Below are 18,059 nucleotides of genomic sequence, written 5' to 3' on the forward strand. Positions count from 1 at the left end.
GCGGCGTTCATGATAAAATTTGCATTCGCTAGGGGTCCTGGAATTTCGGGTGAGAGATACCCTCCGTACCTGATCTGGATAATGCCAGCGAAGGAAAGCGCAAAGTTCGTTCTCCCTTTGTCCGTTCCTCTCCCGTCTGAGTCCCGCTCCGGTTTTACAGTACGCGCCGGCCTGCCCGGCGCACACAACGAGCAGACAATGTCACGACCACACCTGAAACACTCCCTGATCGCCTTCGCCGTGATGCAGGCTTTTGCCAGCGCCGCGCCGGCCCAGACCGAAACCAAAGTCGTCGTCACCGGCGCCAGGTCGGCGGCGGGCGAGCGCGCCGGCATCGGCGGCTTTGCCGACGCGCCGCTGCTGCAGACGCCGGCCTCGATCACCACCATCGACCGCCAGCAGATGCAGGACTTCGGCATTCGCAACAGCACCGAGGCGATGAAGTTCGATGCCAGCGTCAGCGACTCCTACAACGCCGTCGGTTACGCCGAGAATTTCTCGATCCGCGGCTTTAACCTCGACAACACCTCGAGCTACCGCAAGGACGGCATCGCGATCCCGGGCGACACCCAGATCCCGCTCGAGAACAAGGAGCGCATCGAAGTGCTGAAGGGACTGGCCGGCCTGCAGGCAGGCGTCGCCGCGCCCGGCGGCATCGTCAATTACGTCACCAAGCGTCCGCTTGCCAGCGACCTGCGCTCGGCCACCATCGAGCTGCGCGAGCGCGGCACGCTGTACGGCTCGGTCGACCTGGGCGGGCGCTTCGCCGACCAGCGCTTCAGCTACCGTATCAACGCCGCCGGCGAAAAGCTGCGCTCGTACGTCAAGGGCGCCGATGGCGAACGCCAATTCGTCTCCGGCGCCTTCGACTGGCAGGTCACGCCCGACGCGCTGCTGCAGTTCGACGTCGACTACCAGCACAAGTCGCAGCTGACCGCGCCTGGCTACCAGCTGATCCGCGGTGTCAATCTGCCGACCGGCATCTCGCAGAGCACGTTGCTTAACGACCAGCCGTGGGCCAAACCGGTGGACACCAGAAGCACTAACGCCGGCCTGCGTTTCGAGTACCGTATCGACGACGCCTGGCAAGCGAGCGTCAGCATCAACCAGCACTGGTTCAAGCGCGACGACTACACCGCCTTCCCGTACGGCTGCAGCAACGAGGGCGCGGGCTTTTATCCGGGCTACTGCTCGAACGGCGACTACGACGTCTACGATTACCAGAGCGTGGGCGAAAAAAAATCGCCGTTCGGCGCGCAGGCGATGCTGCAGGGACGATTTGCCACCGGCGCCGTGTTGCACCAGCTCACGCTCGGAACGTCGCTGTTCACCCGCAGCGACAAGTCGGGCGATTATGTCTACCAGGGCGTCGGCACCAGCAACATCTACCGCAACGTGGTGGTGCCGTCGAGCGGCAAGCAGACCGGCCCGGTATTCGAGCGCCGCCGCGAAAACGAGCGCGCGCTGTTCGCCCAGGACATCGCGACGCTGTCGCCGCAAATAAAACTCCATACCGGCCTGCGCTACGTGCAGCTCAAGCGCGACGAATACACTCCCGGCGACAATCCGGACCAGGCCAATGCGCCGCGCGCCTACGCCCACAGCGACGACAGCTTCGCGCTGCCGAGCGTGGCGCTGGTGTATAGCCCGCACCAGGACTGGAACGTGTACGGCGCGCTGACCCACGGCCTCGAGCACGGCGCCATCGCGCCGATGGGAACGGACAACCAGAACACGGCATTGGCGCCGAGCCGCTCGAAGCAGTTCGAAATCGGCCTCAAGGGTGCGATCGGCAACGACACTACTGTGGCGGCGTCGCTGTTTCAGATCCGCAAGGGCCACGAATTCACGAAGCTCACCAACGTCGCCACCAACGCCGGCATTTTCGTGCGCGCCGGCGAGCGGACCCACCGCGGCCTCGAACTGTCGGCCAAGGGCGAAATCGGCGCCGGCCTGCATTACGGCCTGTCGCTGCTGGCCCTGCGTACCGAGCAGCAAGGCACCGGCCAGGCCGACTTCGACGGCAAGCGCGTCACCGACGTGCCGAAGCTGCGCTCGAACGCATGGCTGGAATACGCCGTACCGCAGGTGGCCGGCCTGAAGGTCAACGCGGCCTGGCAGTATGCGGGCACAAAAGCGTTCGACCTGGCCAATACCGTCAATGTGCCCGGTTACCACCTGTTCGACGTCGGCGCTTCGTACAAGGCCCGCCTCGCCGGCGCCACCACCACGCTGCGTTTCGGCGTGAACAACGTGTTCGACAAGTTCTACTGGCGCGACGTCACGCCGGCGCTCGGCGGCTACCTGCTGACCGGCGCGCCGCGCACTTTGCGCGCCTCGGCACAGTTCGATTTTTAGCGCAAACGCCGTACTGGACCCGCATCGCGACGCGCAAAGCGTTGCGTGCGGACCTTCGGTCGGATAGGTCGACCCGGCAACCGCGTTTGTACAACAATCGGGGTTCAGCCAGGTGCTGTCTGGAAGCTTTCCAGTATAGCTTCCGCCTGTGCCACCCGCTGTTCCAGGTTGCCGGTCAATAGCGTAAAGGCGATCGCGCGCCGGTCCAGCTTGTCCAGCAACGCCTGGTGCACTTGCTGGCGCACCGCCTCCGACTCGCGCTGCAGGCCATCGGCCACCCACGGCAAATCAGGCGCTGCAACCAGGGTGACGGCGTAATCGTAGTGCCGGTCGAGCGCGGCCAGCGCCGGGTTGACCCGGCCCCAGTACACGCCGCTGTAGATCGCCGTCATGAACGGCGTGGTATCGCAAAACAGGAAACCGCGCACCTGGGCGGCGGCGGCATTTTCACGCGCCATCTGGCTCCGGGCGATGCGCAACTGGTCGGTTTCATACGGCACCCGTTGCTCTGTCTCGACGAATTCGCGCAAGTACTCGGGCACCCACAAGCTGTGGTAGCGCTGCGCCAGTTCGGCCGCCAGCGTCGACTTTCCGGTCGATTCGGCACCGAGGATGGCGACCCGTGTTACCTGCCGGATCACCGGTTTCACGCCGCGCCGCCTTGCGCGGCGCGGCGCCAGGTGCGCAGGCCGATGACGGCCATCACGACGAACAGGGCATACAGGATGGCGGTCAGCACCAGGTTCTTGTACAGGTACAGGCCGACATACAAGATGTCGACGGCGATCCAGACATGCCAGTTCTCGACCTTCTTGCGCGACAGCAGCACCTGGCCGACCAGGCTGCCGGCGGTCAGGAAGCCATCCGCATGCGGCACGTCGGTATCGGTCCAGGTTTTCAGGAAATACGCCAGCAGCACGAAGCCGACTGCCCAGCCGGCCAGCGACATGCGCCACCCGGCGCCGTCCAGGCGCGTCACTTGCAAGGCGCCGTGCGCGGCACCGCCGCGCAGCCAGCTGTGCCAGCCCCACACCGACACCACGATAAAGACCACCTGCAGCGCCATGTCGCCGTACAGGCGGGAGCGGTAGAACACCACGCTGTACGCGGCCGACGAGACGATCGCGAACAGCCACGCCCAGTGATTCCGGCGGATGTTGAGCAGCACGGTGAGTACCGACAGGACGAACGAGACCAGTTCAAGCGGGGTGGCGGCAAGGCCAAACAGGGATACGGGATCGTTCATCGGCAATCAGTGAGGGGTAGTGCGCGAGGGTCAGTCGGCGAGGTGGGTCGGACGGAGACAGTCGGAACTTGCCGGCGGCAAAAGCGGAGGGCCTCGGCGGCGCGATGGTCAGGCGGAGTCATGAGCGCAACAAGTATGCGGCATGCGGGGCGATCATGCAATCCGAATAAGTGTCGCAGTGTTACCCCTCCAATATCAGGGGGCGTGAGGCCGCGGCGCCGGCAAAGGAAATGCACACCCGGCGAAAAAAGCCGCAACAGCAGTTGCGGCTTTTTTCTTCTCAACCCATGCTCTCCTGGTGTTACTTGCGCGGGTACTTGACCGTCATTTCCTTGAGCAGCTGGTCGGCATGGTCGACTTCTTTCATCACCCACAGCATGTAGCGGATATCGACGTGGATCGCCCGCGTGATGGCGCTGTCGAAGTACCAGTCCTTGGTGATCGATTCGTAAGTCGAATCAAAGTTCAGGCCGACCAGTTCGCCGCGCTTGTTCATCACGGCCGAGCCGGAATTGCCGCCGGTGGTGTCGGCGCTCGACAGGAAGTTGACCGGCACTGTGCCCAGCACCGGATCCTTGAAGGCGCCGAAGCGTTTTTCCTTGACCGCGTCGAGCAGCTCTTTCGGCGCGATGAACGGGTCCTTGCCGGTGTGCTTCTCGACGACGCCGTCCACATTGGTGAACGGCCCCTTGACGACGCCATCGCGCGCGCTGTACGGCGCCACCGTGCCGTAAGTGACCCGCAAGGTCGAATTGGCATCCGGATAGACCGGCTTGCCCTGGCTTTTCTTCCACGCGATCACCGCCGTCATGTACTGCGGGATGATCCGCTCCAGGTTGCCGTTGGTTTCCTTGCGGCGGTTTTCGAGCGCAATGGCGACGTCATGGAGCTTGACGGCCAGCTTGACGAAGCCGTCCTCGGACGTGCGAAAAGCGTCCGCGTCCTTGCCGATCCACGCCAGGCGCTTCGCGGTGTCGGCCATCTCGGTCGACTTGTACAAGGCCGGCAGCGCGTGCGGCGCCGGCAGCAGGGGATCGAGCGCCTGCGGATGCATGCGCGCGGCCAGCTTGCTGTAGCGGGCCAGCGCGGCCGCATAGCGCGCCTCGTCGACGCTGGCGACGAACGACTGCTCGAGCCGGGTCAGGCGCGCCTTGATGAACGACAGGTCGCGTTCCTGGTAACCGGCGTCGCGCTTCGGATCAGGTTTCTGGCGCTCGAGCGCCAGGCGGAACAACGTGCGCGCGCTGGCCAGCAGGTCGCTGTGAGTAGCGACCGACCATGCATACTCCTCTTCCGACAACGCCATGTCGGCCTTGATCTGCGCATCGAGGTCGGCCAGCAGGCTCTTCGAGGCAGCGGCCTGGTTTTGCCGGAACCAGGCGCGAAATTCGGCATCCTGCACGTCCTTGATGGCGGCGATGTCCTTGCGCGCGAAGCCGTCCATCAGTCCCTGGGTCTTCTTCATCACGTTATTGATGCCCTTGACGACGCTGGCGTAGCGCACGTCGTAGGCCGGGTTGCCCATGGTGGCAGCGGCGATCACGGCCAGGTCGGCCTGCATGCCGGCCACGCGCACCGGAAAATCGGCATCGCGGGCGAAGCGGATTTCGGCCGGCAGCTTGTAGCGGCTGGTGCGGCCTGGGTAGCCGGCCAGCAGGATCGGGTCGCCGTTCTTCAGGCCTTCGGCCGACACCACCAGGAAATCCTTCGACTTGTACGGCACGTTGTCGGCCGAAGGGTCGGCCGGGCGGCCGTCCTTGCCGACGTAGGCGCGCAGGAACGCGAAGTCGCCGGTGTGGCGCGGGAATTCGTAGTTGTCGACGTCGCCGCCGTAGTTGCCGATCTTGTCGGACGGCGCGTACACCAGGCGCACGTCGCGGATCATCAGCTGGCGGATACGGTAGTACTCGAGGCCGCGGTGAAACGCTGGCACCGAACAGCGGTACGCCTTGTCGGTCTCGCATTCGGCGATCAACACCTTGATGCGCGACTGCACTTCCTCGTAGCGCTCGCGGCCCGACATGGCCGGCGCCAGGCCCTTGAGAACGCGCACCGAGACATTTTCGACTTTTTCGGTCACGTACACCAGCATGCTCGGGCCGCCCGGCAGTTCGGCCGCGCGGTCTTTGGCGAGGAAGCCGTTGACGATGTAATTGTGTTCCGCCGTCGAATTGCGCTGGATCGCCGCGTAGCCGCAGTGGTGGTTGGTGACGATCAGGCCGTCGGGTGAGACGAACGAGGCCGAGCAGCCGCCGGTCGAGACGATCGCGCTCATCGGGTGCTTCGACAGGTCGGTCAACTTGTCGACCGGGATCGTCATGCCGATGCGCTTCAGTTCCGATTTCAGCTGGTTCAACTGGTGCGGCTGCCACTGGCCTTCGTCGGCATGGGCGGCGGCGAATACGCCGAACAAGGCGACGGGCAAGACGAGGTATTTGAACAAGATGAAGTCCCCTGATTAAAAAAGGCAGGCGGCGAGTATATCGCTGTTGGGAACGGCTGGAAATTCTTATTTATGGACGTATTTACGCCCCCAGCTATTGCCCCGCCCGCAGCAGCAGCTGGTAGATGTCGGGGTAGTCGGCGCGCACCAGGTTTGCCGCCCTGCCCGCCAGGCTGCGCGGGTCGCTGTGGTGCAACACTTCCATCCCGCCCACGCCGGCAACGACGCCATTTCTTCCGATGCCGCCGCCGCCCCGGGCTAGCGGGCCGGCGCTGGCGACATAGCGAGCGCAGAGCGCGCGGCGCGCACCCGCCACGCCGCTTGTCGGCAGGCTGCCGTGGATCGTCATCGCGCTCCACAGCAACAGGTCGCCTTGTTCGAGCATGGGCGCGGCCTGGCGCAGTGGGCCGATGTTTCGCGCAACTTCGGCGACATCGGCCATCGCTTGTGTGCTGTGCGAACAGTCCGGGTCGCGGCCCTGGCGGTCGGTCGGCGGGCGCAGATGGCTGCGCGGCAGCACGTAAAACCGGCCGGCCCCACGCGCAATATGTTCGACCGCAATCGAGGCGCCGATCATCGCATCGAACCGGATGGCGTCGATGAAGCGCCCGTCCCGCCGGGCCCACGGGAAACCGTTGGCGTCGAAATACATGCTGTCGACCAGGCGCGCGGGCGCGCCAAGCAGGGTTTCGACCGCGCGCCGCAGCACGGCGTCGGTCAGCAGCGCAAGTGCGGCGGCCCTGAACTGCGGATAGCGCCGCGGGCACAGGTCTTGCAGGCCGAGGATCGGGTGCTGCATGTGGCCGGCTTCGGTGTAGGCGTGCGGCGCGTAGCGCGACGGCGCCTGGCGCAGGAACAGCGCGCGGTGATCGAGGTGGACTTCCTTGAGGAAGCCGTCGACCGCCTCCGCGCAAACGGCCGGCGGCAAGGCGCCGCGCACGACGACATAGCCTTCGCGCTCGAAGTAATCGCGGAAGGCACTGGTATCGGCCAGCGGCGGATGGGCCTCGTCGGCGGGATCGGCGGTGGCGGTGTCGGTGTGCATCAATCCTCCGGCATTGGACGTGAAACGTGGAAGTCAATTCTAGAAGCGAACCACGCCACGTTGCTGAGGCCTATCAACGTGCGTCGGCGAACCAGTGCCCGGATCCGGACACCGGGTTTCAGCAGTCCCCGGGCAAGAACGTTGGCACGGCGATTGCTAAGGCTATAGCCACCAGCAACCAATTCCCGCCCTCACCCATGGATCAAGCTATCAGTCAACCCGCCATCGACCGCCGCCGCCGCTTCAAGCTCATCGCCTGACCCTGGAGATGGGACAGAAGCGCAAGCAGCTGCAAAGCAGCATTCAATTGCTGGAGATGGATCTGCAGGCCACGCAAGTAAAATGGCAGCGTTTCCAGACCCTGCGCAAAAGCGGCGCGGTGTCGGGCGAGGATATGCTCACGGCCGAACTGAACGTGAAGCGCACCGAGATACAGCTGCGCCAGCAGCGCGAACTGATCGAGGGCGGCCGGCGCGCCCGGTTCGCCGGCATGCTGACGGCGCTGACATCGGAAAACGTTCCGGCTGCGCGCTGCCGCTATTTTGTCAAGGCAGGTCCGGCGTACTTCATCAACAGCCCTTTCGGCCCGACCGCCCAGCCGATGGCCGGCGTCGCGAAGCCGACCGTGTTGACCGGCGTGCGGTCAAGCACCTTCCAGGTCCGGCCGGCGTCCACCGAATACCCCGAGCCGGCCAGCCCCGCCGCCACAAAACCGGCCGGCACGCCCGGCACCGGCACCACCACCGACATGTAGCCGCCCGGCAGGATACCCGCCGCTGTCCAGGTGGCGCCGCCGTCTTCGCTGCGGGCGCCGTTGATGGCGGCCAGCGCCGGCTCCTTGTAGTCGCCGCCGGCGGCGAAGCCGACGCGCGGGTTGGCAAACGCGACCGAGAACGCCCCGCGTGCCGGCGCACCGGCGGGAATCGGCAGCGACTTCACGTGCCAGGTGGCGCCGCGGTCGGAAGAGTGGAAAACACGCGAAGATTGCGCGCCGCCAGTGACGATCCAGGCATCAACCGGCCCCGCCACCGTCAGCGCGCTGCCGCTGGCGGCAAAGGCGCCCTCGTTTTCCAGCGCATCCAGGCCGCTGCCTTCGCGCTGGCGCCAGGTGGCGCCGCCGTCGGCGCTGACGTAGACTTGAAAGCGCCCCTCGACCGGATCGCCGAAGACGATGCCGTTATCACGGTCCCAGAACGCCATCGCGTCCCAGAAGCCTTCGGCGAAAGCGTTCGTCGCCAGCAGGCGCCAGGAAACGCCGCCGTTGTCGGTGCGGTAGATGCGCGACGCCGCGCCGGGACCTGCACTCATCACCAAAGCGGACTTGGCGTCGATGCCGTGGATGTCGCGAAAGTCGAGCGTGTCGGCGCCGGCCACCTGGATTGCCTGCCAGTGGACGCCGTCGACCGTGCGCAGCACGGTGCCCTTCGCGCCGCTGGCCCAGGCTACCGTTTCGCTGACGACCGACAGGCCGCGCAGCTCAGCGGTCACGCCGCTGTTTTCAAGCCGCCAGGCCTGCTGGGCAAAGGCGGAGCTCGCCGCAAAAACAAGCGTCAGGGACAGTGAAACGCGAAACAGTGTGCGGCGCATGGCTGGCTTTTTGAGTTGTTGGCAATGCCCGATGATACATGCCCGGTGCCACAAAAAACCAGCCAGCTCACGGCGCCGTATGCCAGCCGCCGCCGAGTGCCTGGATCAGCGCCACCGCCGTTGTTTGGCGGTCGGCCTCGGCCTGCACCAGCGCGCGCCGCGCCGACAGCGCCGTTGCCTGCGCCTGCACCACCTCGGTGTAGCTCACCCGCCCGGCCGTGTAGCGATTCAGGATCTGCACCTCGACCTGGTTGGCGGCCTCCGTCGCCTGGCGCAGCAACACAGTTTGCCGCGCCAGCACCCCTGAAGCCGCGAGCTGGTCTTCGACGTCGGCGAAGGCGCCCAGCACCGTCTGGCGGTAGCGCGCGCTCGCCTCCTGCTGCTGCGCCTCGGCGATCGCCACGCCGGCGCGGGTGGCGCCGGCATTAAAAACCGTTTGCGCCGCCGACAGGCCGAGCGACCATACCGCGGTCGAGACGCTGAACAAATTCGATACGCTGCTGCCGCCCGTGCCGTAGGATCCCGACAAGCCGATGTTCGGGTACCAGGCCGCGCGCGCGACGCCGATCTGCGCGTTGGCGGCGGCCACCCGCCGTTCGGCCGCGGCGATGTCGGGACGGCGCTGCAGCAGCGCCGACGGCACCCCGGCGGGTACTACGGGAATGTTGGCCTGCCACGGCGCTTGCGCCAGCGCGAAGTCGGCCGGCGCCTTGCCCAGCAAGACCGCGATGGCATGCTCGAGCCGGGCGCGCTGGCGCGCCAGCGAAAGGTCGTCGCTTTGGGCGTTGGCCAGCTGGGTCTGGGCCTGCAGCACGTCGGACTTGGCGGCGATGCCGGCATCGAAACGGTTGCCGGTGATGGTCAGCACCCGTTGGAATCCTTCGATGGTCCTGGCCAAAAGTTCGCGCTGGGCGTCGGTCTGGCGCAGCGTGAAGTAATTGATCGCCAGTTCGCCCTGGGCCGACAGGCGCGCTGCGGCCAGGTCGGCCGCGCTGGCCGCAGCGCTGGCGTTGGCGCTATTGACGCCGGCGCCCAGCCGGTTCCAGATGTCCGGCTCCCATGTGCTGCCGATCGAGAGGCGGTAGCGTTGGTCGGATGAGGCGCCGACAGCGCCGGCGCCGCCCGACTTGTCGGCGCCGCCACTGAAGCCCACCGCCGGTAACAGCGACGAGCGCCGTTGCTGCACCAGTGCGCGCGCCTGCGCATACGAAGCCACCGCTTGCGCGACGTTCTGGTTCGACACCTCGACACTGGCGGCCAGGTTGTTCAGCAGCGGGTCGCCGAACAGCGTCCACCACGGCCCGCGCTCAAGCAGGTCGGCGGGCGCCGCCGGCGCCCACGGGCCGGCTTCCTTGAATGCCAGCGGCTGCGCGATGGCGGGGACGTGATAGGCGGGGCCGACCGCGCAGCCGCCAAGGAAGCCAACGGCGAGCAGGCAGGCAGCGCCGATGGCGTGACGTGGCGGTTTTGGCATCAATGAAAATCTCATGGTGAGGTAGCAGGGATCGCACCGGCTGCAGCGCCCGGCACGTCAGGTACGTCAGGCAAGCGGCCCAGTGCCTGCTCTTGCGGGCCGCGCGAGCGCAGCTTGTCGAGCAGGACGTAGACCACCGGCGTGGTCAACAGCGTGAGCAGCTGGCTGGCGACCAGGCCGCCGATGATGGCGATGCCGAGCGGCTGGCGCAATTCGGCGCCTTCGCCGAAGCCGATCGCCAGCGGCAAGGCGCCCAGCGCGGCGGCGAGCGTCGTCATCAGGATCGGGCGGAACCGCAGCAAGCAGGCCTGCCTTACCGCTTCGAGCGGGGTCAGGCCGCGCGAGCGCTCGGCCTCGAGCGCGAAGTCGATGATTAGAATCGCGTTTTTCTTGACGATGCCGATCAACAGGAACACGCCGATCAGCGCGATGACTGAAAACTCCATCTTGAACAGCAGCAGCGCCAGCACCGCGCCGACGCCGGCCGAGGGCAAGGTCGACAACACGGTGACCGGGTGCACCAGGCTTTCGTACAGGATGCCGAGTACGATGTAGATGACGACGATGGCCGCCAAAATCAGCAAGGGCTGCTGCTGGTTCGCTTCCTGGGCGGCGCGCGCGGTACCCTGGAAGCTGCCGCGCACATTGGTCGGCAGCGCGATCTCGGCTTCGGCCTGGTGCACGGCGGCTTCGCCCGCGGCCATGGTGCTGCCCTCGGCCAGGTTGTACGACACCGTGGTGGCCAGTTCGCCATCCTGGTGATTGACCGACGTCGGCGTCGCGCTTTCGGTGAAGCTGGCGATCGCCGACAGCGGCACCATGCTGGTCGCGGCGTTCGACAGCGCCTGGCCGCCGGCCGGGTCGCGCGCGGCCGTCAGGTTCAACGGCAGTGCCGGGGTGCCGGCGCCAGGGTTGGCGGACGGCGCCGCTTGCGCTCCGGTCGACGCCGCGGTCGCCTTCGAGGGCACGTAGACGTCGTGCAGCGCTTCCGGCGTCTGCGCATACTGCCTGGCCACGCCCATGATCACGCGGTACTGGTTCAGTTCATCGTAAATGGTGGCGACCTGGCGCTGGCCGAAGCCGTTGTAAAGCGCATTGTCGACGTCGCGCGCGCTGATGCCAAGCCGGGCGGCGCTGTCCTTGTCGATTTTCACAAACGTCTCGACGCCGTTTTCGGCTTGATCGGTATCGACGTCGACCAGCGCCGGCTGGCGCTTCATGGCGTCGGCCAGCTTGCCGGCCCACAGCTTGAGGTCGGCACTGTTGTCGCTTTTGAGCGTGTACTGGTAGGTCGAGTTGGCCGAGCGCCCCCCCATGCGCAAGTCCTGCACCGGGTTGAGAAACAGCGATACGCCCGTCACTTTCGCCAGTTGCGGTCGCAGGCGGGCGATCACGGCCTGGCCGGCGGCGCCCGCGGGCCGCTGCGCCACCGGCTTGAGGTTGATGAACATGAAGCCGCCGCCGGCGCGCGCGCCGCCGGTAAATCCCACCACGGTGGCCACCGCCGGGTCGCGCTTGATGATGTCCACCAGCTGGCGCAGCTTTTCCTGCATCGCCTGGAACGAGATCGACTGGTCGGCGCGGATGCCGCCGCTGATCTGGCCGGTGTCCTGGCGCGGGAAAAAACCCTTTGGCGCGGCGGAAAACAGGTAGACGTTCAGGCCCACCACGAACGCCAGGATCAGCATCACCAGCGCCTTGCTGCCGAGCGCCCAGTCGAGCGAATGTTCGTACATTTTCAGCACGCTGTCGAAGCCGCGCTCGGCCCAGCGGGACAGCCTGCCGGGCCGCCGCTCAAGCCCGGCGGCGACCGGTTTGAGCAGCCAGGCGCACATCATCGGCGTGGTGGTGAGCGAAATGACCAGCGAAATCATCACCGCCGCCGACAAGGTGACGGCGAACTCGCGGAACAGCCGGCCGACCTGGCCGCCCATGAACAGCAGCGGGATGAACACCGCCACCAGCGACAGGCTGATCGACAGCACCGTGAAGCCGACCTCGCGCGCGCCCAGCAGCGCCGCCTGCAAGCGGTCCATGCCCTGTTCGATATGGCGGCTGGTGTTTTCCAGCACCACGATGGCGTCGTCGACGACGAAGCCAGTGGCCACCGTCAGCGCCATCAGCGACAGGTTGTTGAGCGAAAAACCGAGCAGATACATGACGCCGAAGGTGCCCAGCAGCGAGACAATGGTGGCCACCGCCGGGATGACGGCGGCGCGCACCGAACGCAGGAACACGCTCACCACCAGCACTACCAGCACGATCGAGATGACCAAGGTCAGTTCGATTTCGCGCAGCGAGGCGCGGATCGAGTTGGTCGAATCGGACGCCACTTCGAGCTTGACGTCCTGCGGCAGCTGCGCCTGCAAGGCCGGCAGCAAGGCGCGCACGCCATCGACCGTCTTGATGACGTTGGCGCCGGGCTGGCGGGTAACCAGCACCACCACCGCCGGCTCGCCATTGAACAGGCCCAGCGTATTGACGTTCTCGACGCCGTCGCTGACGGTGGCGACGTCAGCGAGCCGGATGGCGGCGCCATCGCGCCAGGCCACGACCAGGGTGCGGTAGTCGGCCGCGCTGCGCTCGCCGGTGGCGGTCGAGGCCTGCGAATAGATCTGCAAGCGCTTGCCGTTGCCCTCCAACGCCCCTTTCGGGCGGTTGGCGTTGGCGGCCTGGATCGACGCGCGCACGTCTTCGGTCGACACGCCGTACTTGTTGAGCGCGTACGGCAGCAGGTCGACCCGCACCGCCGGCAGCGAGCCGCCGCCGATTTCGACGTCGCCCACGCCCGCCACCTGCGCCAGCTTCTGCTGCACCAGGTTCGACACCGATTCGTAGATCTGGCCCGGGGTGCGGGTCTTCGAGGTCAGCGCCAGGATGATCACCGGCGCGTCCGACGGATTGGCCTTGCGGTAGGTCGGGTTGCTGCGCAGCGTCGGCGGCAGGTCGGCGCGCGAGGCATTGATCGCCGCCTGCACTTCGCGTGCGGCCGAATCGATTTTGCGGTTCAGGTCGAACTGCAGGCTGACCCGGGTCGAGCCGTTGCCGCTGTTCGACGTCATCTCGTTCACGCCCGAGATGACGCCCAGGCGCCGCTCGAGCGGGGTGGCGACGCTGCTGGCCATCGTGTCGGGGCTGGCGCCAGGCAGCGAGGCCGACACCGAGATGGTGGGGAAGTCGACTTGCGGCAGCGGCGACACCGGCAGCGCGAAGAACGCGCCAATGCCGGCCAGCGCGATCCCCAGCGTCAGCAGCACGGTGGCGATCGGGCGCCGCACGAAGGGTTGCGACAGGTTCATGCGGGGGCTTTTGCTGGCTCGCCGGTCTTGCGCTCGAAGCGTCGCGCCAAGCGGTCGAAACCGAGGTAGATCACCGGCGTGGTGAACAAGGTCAGCATCTGGCTGACGATCAGGCCGCCGAAGATGGCCAGGCCTAGCGGGCGACGTAGTTCGGCGCCCTCGCCCCAGCCGAGCATCAGCGGCACCGCGGCGAATAGCGCCGCCAGCGTCGTCATCAGGATCGGCCGGAAGCGCAGCAGCGCCGCCTGGCGGATGGCGTCAACCGGCGACTTGCCGCCGTCGCGTTCGGCCTCGATGGCGAAATCGATCATCATGATGGCGTTTTTCTTGACGATGCCGATCAGGAGAATGATGCCAATGATGCCGATCAGCCCCAGATCCTGGCCGCTGATCATCAACGCCAGCAGCGCGCCGACGCCGGCCGACGGCAAGGTCGACAGGATCGTCAGCGGGTGGATGTAGCTCTCGTAGAGCACCCCTAACACGATGTAGACGCAGACCACGGCGGCGAGGATCAGCCACAGCTGGTTCGACAGCGACGCCTGGTAAGCGCCGGCGGCGCCCAGGAAAGTCAGCGTCACCGAGGCAGGCAGCTTGATGTCGGCGGCAGCGGCGCGGATCGCCTCGACCGAGGTGCCGAGCGAGATGCCGGGCGCGGTGTCGAAGCCGATGGTGGTGGCCGGATACTGCGCCACGTGGGTGATCTGCAGCGGCGCCGGCTGCTCAGTGATGGTCGCCACCGACGCCAAAGGGGTCGACTTGCCGGAGCCGGTGCGTAGCGGCAGGCGCCTGAGCGCCTCGATCGACAGGCCGGCGTCCTGCTGCGCTTCGAGGATCACGCGGTACTGGTTGGTTTCGGTGAAAATGGTCGAGACGATGCGCTGGCCGAACGCGCTGTAGAGCGCATCGTCGATCGACGCCGTTGTGATCGACAGGCGCGCAGCGCTGTCGCGGTCGATATTGACAAACGCGGCGGCGCCGGTGGCGCCGCCATCGGTGACGACGTTGCGCACCTTCTGTTCGTCCTGCAGGCGCACCACCAGCTTACCGGCCCATTCGATGACGGTGGCATTGTCGGCGCCTTCGATCGAGGCGCGGTACTGGGTCGGCCCACTTTCGGCGTCGATCGTCAGGTCCTGGGTCGGCTGCACGTACAGCATGGCGCCGGCGATCCGCGCGGTCCGGTTGCGCAGGCGCGTCATGATTTCTTCCTGGCTGGACGAGCGCTTGTCCTTCAGGTTGATCAGCATGCGGCCGGTGTGGAGCATGGTATTGTTGGCGGCGTCGACGCCGACGTTGGAGCTGAGCGAGAGCACGTCCGGGTCGGCCAGGATGACTTTCGCCACCGACTGCTGCAGCTCGGCCATGCTGTCGTACGAAATTGCCTGGCGCGCTTCGACGCGCGCCTGCAACTGGCCGGTGTCCTGGGTCGGAAACAGCCCTTTCGGGATCCACAGGTACAGCAGCGCCGTCAGCACCAGGGTGGCGAGCGCCACGACCAGGGTCAAGCCCTGGCGCGCCAGGACCCAGTCCAACGCCATGTCGTAGCGCTTGACGACGCGGTCGAAAAAAGCCTGGGTCTTCATCGCCACCCGGTTCGGCTTTTGTTCGGCATGGCTGCGCAGCCAACGCGCCGCCATCATCGGCACCAGCGTCAGCGACACCACCGCCGAGATCAGGATCGTGATCGCCAGCGTCACGGCGAATTCGCGGAACAGGCGGCCGACCACGTCGCCCATGAACAGCAGCGGGATCAGCACCGCGATCAAGGAGACGGTCAGCGAAATGATCGTAAAGCCGATCTGCGCCGCGCCCTTGACGGCTGCGGCCATCGGTTGCTCGCCCTCCTCGATGTAGCGCGCGATGTTTTCGATCATGACGATGGCGTCGTCGACGACGAAGCCGGTGGCGATGGTGAGCGCCATCAGCGACAGGTTGTTCAGGCTGTAGCCGAGCAGGTACATGGCGCCGAAGGTGCCGATCAGCGAGATCGGCACCGCCAGGCTAGCGATCACGGTGGCGCGCACGCTGTGCAAAAAGGCGAAGATCACCAGCACCACCAGCAGTACCGCCAGCAGCAGTTCGATTTCGACGTGTTTGACGGAGGCGCGAATGCCGGTGGTGCGGTCGGTCAGCACCTCGAGCCGCAGCGCCGTCGGCAGGCCGGCCTGCAGCTCGGGCAGGCGCGCCTTGATGGCGTCGACGGTGGCGATCACGTTGGCGCCCGGCTGGCGCTGGACGTTGAGGATGATTGCCGGGGTCAAGCCGGACCAGGCGGCCAGTTTGACGTTTTCGGCCGAATCGAGGACCTGGGCGACGTCGGTAAGCCGCACCGGCGCGCCGTTCTTGTAGGCGACGATCAGGTTCTTGTAGTCGGCCACGGCCAGCAGCTGGTCGTTGGCGTTGATCGTGTAGGAGCGGGTCGGGCCGTCGAAGCTGCCCTTGGCGCTGTTGGCGTTGGCGGCCGTGATGGCGGTGCGCAGCGTGTCGAGCCCGAGGCCGTAGGACGCCAGCGCCCGGGTGTCGGCGCGGATCCGCACCGCCGGGCGCTGGCCGCCCGACAGCGTGACCAGGCCGACGCCGCTGACCTGGCTGATTTTGAGCGCCAGGCGGGTGTTGACCAGGTTCTGCACCTCGGTCAGCGGCACCGTGTCGGAGGTAATCGCCAAGGTCAGCATCGGCGCGTCGGCCGGGTTGACCTTGGCGTACACGGGCGGCGCCGGCAGGTCGGTCGGCAGCAGCGAGCCGCCGGCGTTGATCGCCGCCTGCACTTCCTGCTCGGCGACGTCGAGCGTTTGGCCGAGGCCGAACTGCAAGGTGACGACCGAGACGCCGGAAGCGCTGGTGGAACTCATGCGCGCCAGGCCCGCCATCTGGCCGAACTGGCGCTCGAGCGGCGCGGTCACGGTGCGCGCCATCACTTCGGGGCTGGCGCCGGGATAGACGGTCTGCACCTGGATGGTCGGGAAATCGACTTGCGGCAGCGCCGACAGCGGCAAAAACTTGAAGCCGACAAGGCCGGCCAGCACAATCGCCACCATCAGCAGCGAGGTGGCGACCGGGCGCTTGATGAAGGGGGCGGAGGGGCTCACGGCGCCACCGCCCGCGTCACATTATCGCCGTCGTCCCCGCGCACGCGGGGACCCCATTTTTGCACGCGTTGCAGGGTAGCCGCAAAAGGTCGCTGAACTCTAGCGCCGTCGTCCCCGCGCACGCGGGGACCCCATTTTCGCACGCGTTGCAGGGTAGCCGCAAAAGGTCGCTGAACTCTAGCGCCGTCGTCCTCGCGCACGCGGGGACCCAGTTTGCACGATAAGCTGATCAACTTTTGAAGGACGATGCCGGGCGTTGTCGCTGTTGCCGAGAAATTGGGTTCCCGCGTGCGCGAGGACGACGTGGCCATTCGACGTTTTGCGGCGCCCGCATGCGCGAGGACGACGAACTCCAGGCTGGCGATTTTCATTGTGCAGCGCCTTCCCCGCCGCGCCGTGAATACCGCGCCGGCTTATCCCCCGGCAGCGTCACCTTGGCGCCATCCTTGAGGCGGTCGGCGCCCTCGGTAATTACCTGTTCGCCCGGCCGCAAGCCGGTGGCGACTTCGATCTTGTCGACCGTGGCCTGGCCGCGCGTGACCGGGCGCAGCGCCACGGTGCGCTCACGCGCGTTGAGTACGTACACGAAGTCGCCCGTGGAACCATGGCGCAGCGCCGTCACCGGCACCACCACCGCGTCCTTGATGGTGCGAATTTCCAGCCGCAGGTTGACGAACTGGCTCGGGAACAGCGCACCGTTGGCGTTGGCGAAGCGGGCCTTGGCGCGCACGGTGCCGGTCTGGACGTCGACCTGGTTGTCGAGGGCGGCGAACTTGCCGGTGGCGAGGCTGGTGGTGCGGGTGCGGTCGAACGCGACGGCCGGCAGCGCCGCCCCCGCCTGCACGCGCGCCTGCAGGACCGGCACCTGGTCCTGCGGCACCGCGAATTCGACGTCGATCGGCGACAGCTGGGTGATGACGGCGATGCCGTTGGCGTCGCCGCTGCCGACCAGGTTGCCCATGTCGACCACGCGCAGGCCGACCCGCCCGGTGATCGGCGCCTTGACCTGGGTATGGGACAGGTTGAGCCTGGCGATGCCTTCGGCGGCGCGGTCGGTCATCACGGTGCCCTCCAACTGCTTGACCAGCGCCGCCTGGGTATCGACTTCCTGGCGGGCGATCGAGTCCTGGGTCAGCAAGGTGCGAAAGCGCGCCAGGGTCACTTTGGCGCTTTCGAGCTGGGCCTCGTCGCGCTGGCGTTGACCAAGCGACTGCAGCAGCGCCATGTCGAAGGCGCGCGGGTCGATGGTGGCGAGCACCTGGCCGGCCTTGACCAGCTGGCCTTCGCTGAAATGGATTTTTTGCAGCACGCCCGAGACCTGCGGGCGCACCGTCGCGGTGGCCGCCGCGGTGACCGTGCCGAGCGCGTCGAGCACGACCGGGATGTCGGCCTTCTCGGCGGTGGCGACGCCGACGGTGGTGACCCCACCGCCGGGGCGCCCGCCGCCGCCCTGCGCACCCGCGCGCGCCGCGCCGGTAACGTTGCCGGCGCCGCCCGCGGCAGGATGCGTCAGGT

Annotated in this window: 10 protein-coding genes and 1 riboswitch; of the genes, 1 reads left to right on the forward strand and 9 read right to left on the reverse strand. The window is 66.8% G+C overall.

Annotated elements, in window-relative coordinates; genetic code table 11:
• The first annotated feature begins 20 nt into the window (after positions 1 to 20).
• Positions 21 to 113, forward strand: a riboswitch (TPP riboswitch).
• A gap of 85 nt (positions 114 to 198) precedes the next feature.
• Complete coding sequence (locus CR103_RS18945; protein ID WP_099917490.1) at positions 199 to 2,358, forward strand: TonB-dependent siderophore receptor; 2,160 nt, start codon at positions 199 to 201, stop codon at positions 2,356 to 2,358.
• A gap of 104 nt (positions 2,359 to 2,462) precedes the next feature.
• Here the strand turns inward: CR103_RS18945 and CR103_RS18950 are convergent, their stop codons facing one another.
• The 9 genes from CR103_RS18950 to CR103_RS19005 all read right to left on the reverse strand — a co-directional run.
• A complete protein-coding gene (locus CR103_RS18950; protein ID WP_307719726.1) occupies positions 2,463 to 3,008 on the reverse strand; it encodes an AAA family ATPase in 546 nt (181 codons plus the stop codon).
• Positions 3,005 to 3,604 carry a nicotinamide riboside transporter PnuC gene (pnuC, locus tag CR103_RS18955; RefSeq protein ID WP_099917491.1) on the reverse strand — a complete coding sequence of 200 codons (600 nt, stop codon included), beginning with the start codon at positions 3,602 to 3,604 and terminating at the stop codon, positions 3,005 to 3,007. The genes CR103_RS18950 and pnuC overlap by 4 nt, the downstream gene beginning before the upstream one ends.
• 301 nt (positions 3,605 to 3,905) lie before the next feature.
• On the reverse strand, positions 3,906 to 6,047 hold the full coding sequence (locus tag CR103_RS18960; RefSeq protein WP_099917492.1) for a S46 family peptidase: 2,142 nt from the start codon (positions 6,045 to 6,047) through the stop codon (positions 3,906 to 3,908).
• A gap of 94 nt (positions 6,048 to 6,141) precedes the next feature.
• On the reverse strand, positions 6,142 to 7,092 hold the full coding sequence (locus CR103_RS18965; protein WP_099917493.1) for a phytanoyl-CoA dioxygenase family protein: 951 nt from the start codon (positions 7,090 to 7,092) through the stop codon (positions 6,142 to 6,144).
• 537 nt (positions 7,093 to 7,629) lie between these two features.
• A complete protein-coding gene (locus CR103_RS22245; RefSeq protein ID WP_143752677.1) occupies positions 7,630 to 8,679 on the reverse strand; it encodes a WD40/YVTN/BNR-like repeat-containing protein in 1,050 nt (349 codons plus the stop codon).
• Between the two features lie 67 nt (positions 8,680 to 8,746).
• The gene (locus CR103_RS18985; RefSeq protein WP_099917496.1) at positions 8,747 to 10,153 is read right to left on the reverse strand and encodes an efflux transporter outer membrane subunit; all 1,407 of its coding nucleotides are present in this window, start codon (positions 10,151 to 10,153) and stop codon (positions 8,747 to 8,749) included.
• Between the two features lie 11 nt (positions 10,154 to 10,164).
• Positions 10,165 to 13,452: an efflux RND transporter permease subunit gene (locus CR103_RS18990; RefSeq protein ID WP_099917497.1), complete on the reverse strand. Its 3,288-nt coding sequence runs from the start codon at positions 13,450 to 13,452 to the stop codon at positions 10,165 to 10,167.
• Positions 13,449 to 16,544 carry an efflux RND transporter permease subunit gene (locus tag CR103_RS18995; protein ID WP_099917498.1) on the reverse strand — a complete coding sequence of 1,032 codons (3,096 nt, stop codon included), beginning with the start codon at positions 16,542 to 16,544 and terminating at the stop codon, positions 13,449 to 13,451. Before CR103_RS18995 ends, CR103_RS18990 begins: the two co-directional genes overlap by 4 nt.
• Positions 16,545 to 16,911: 367 nt before the next feature.
• Positions 16,912 to 18,059, reverse strand: a 1,148-nt coding sequence (locus tag CR103_RS19005; RefSeq protein WP_099917500.1) for an efflux RND transporter periplasmic adaptor subunit, incomplete at its 5' end; no start/stop codon positions are given.

The sequence above is a fragment of the Massilia psychrophila genome (assembly GCF_002760665.1).
Taxonomy (GTDB): domain Bacteria; phylum Pseudomonadota; class Gammaproteobacteria; order Burkholderiales; family Burkholderiaceae_D; genus JAFCUW01.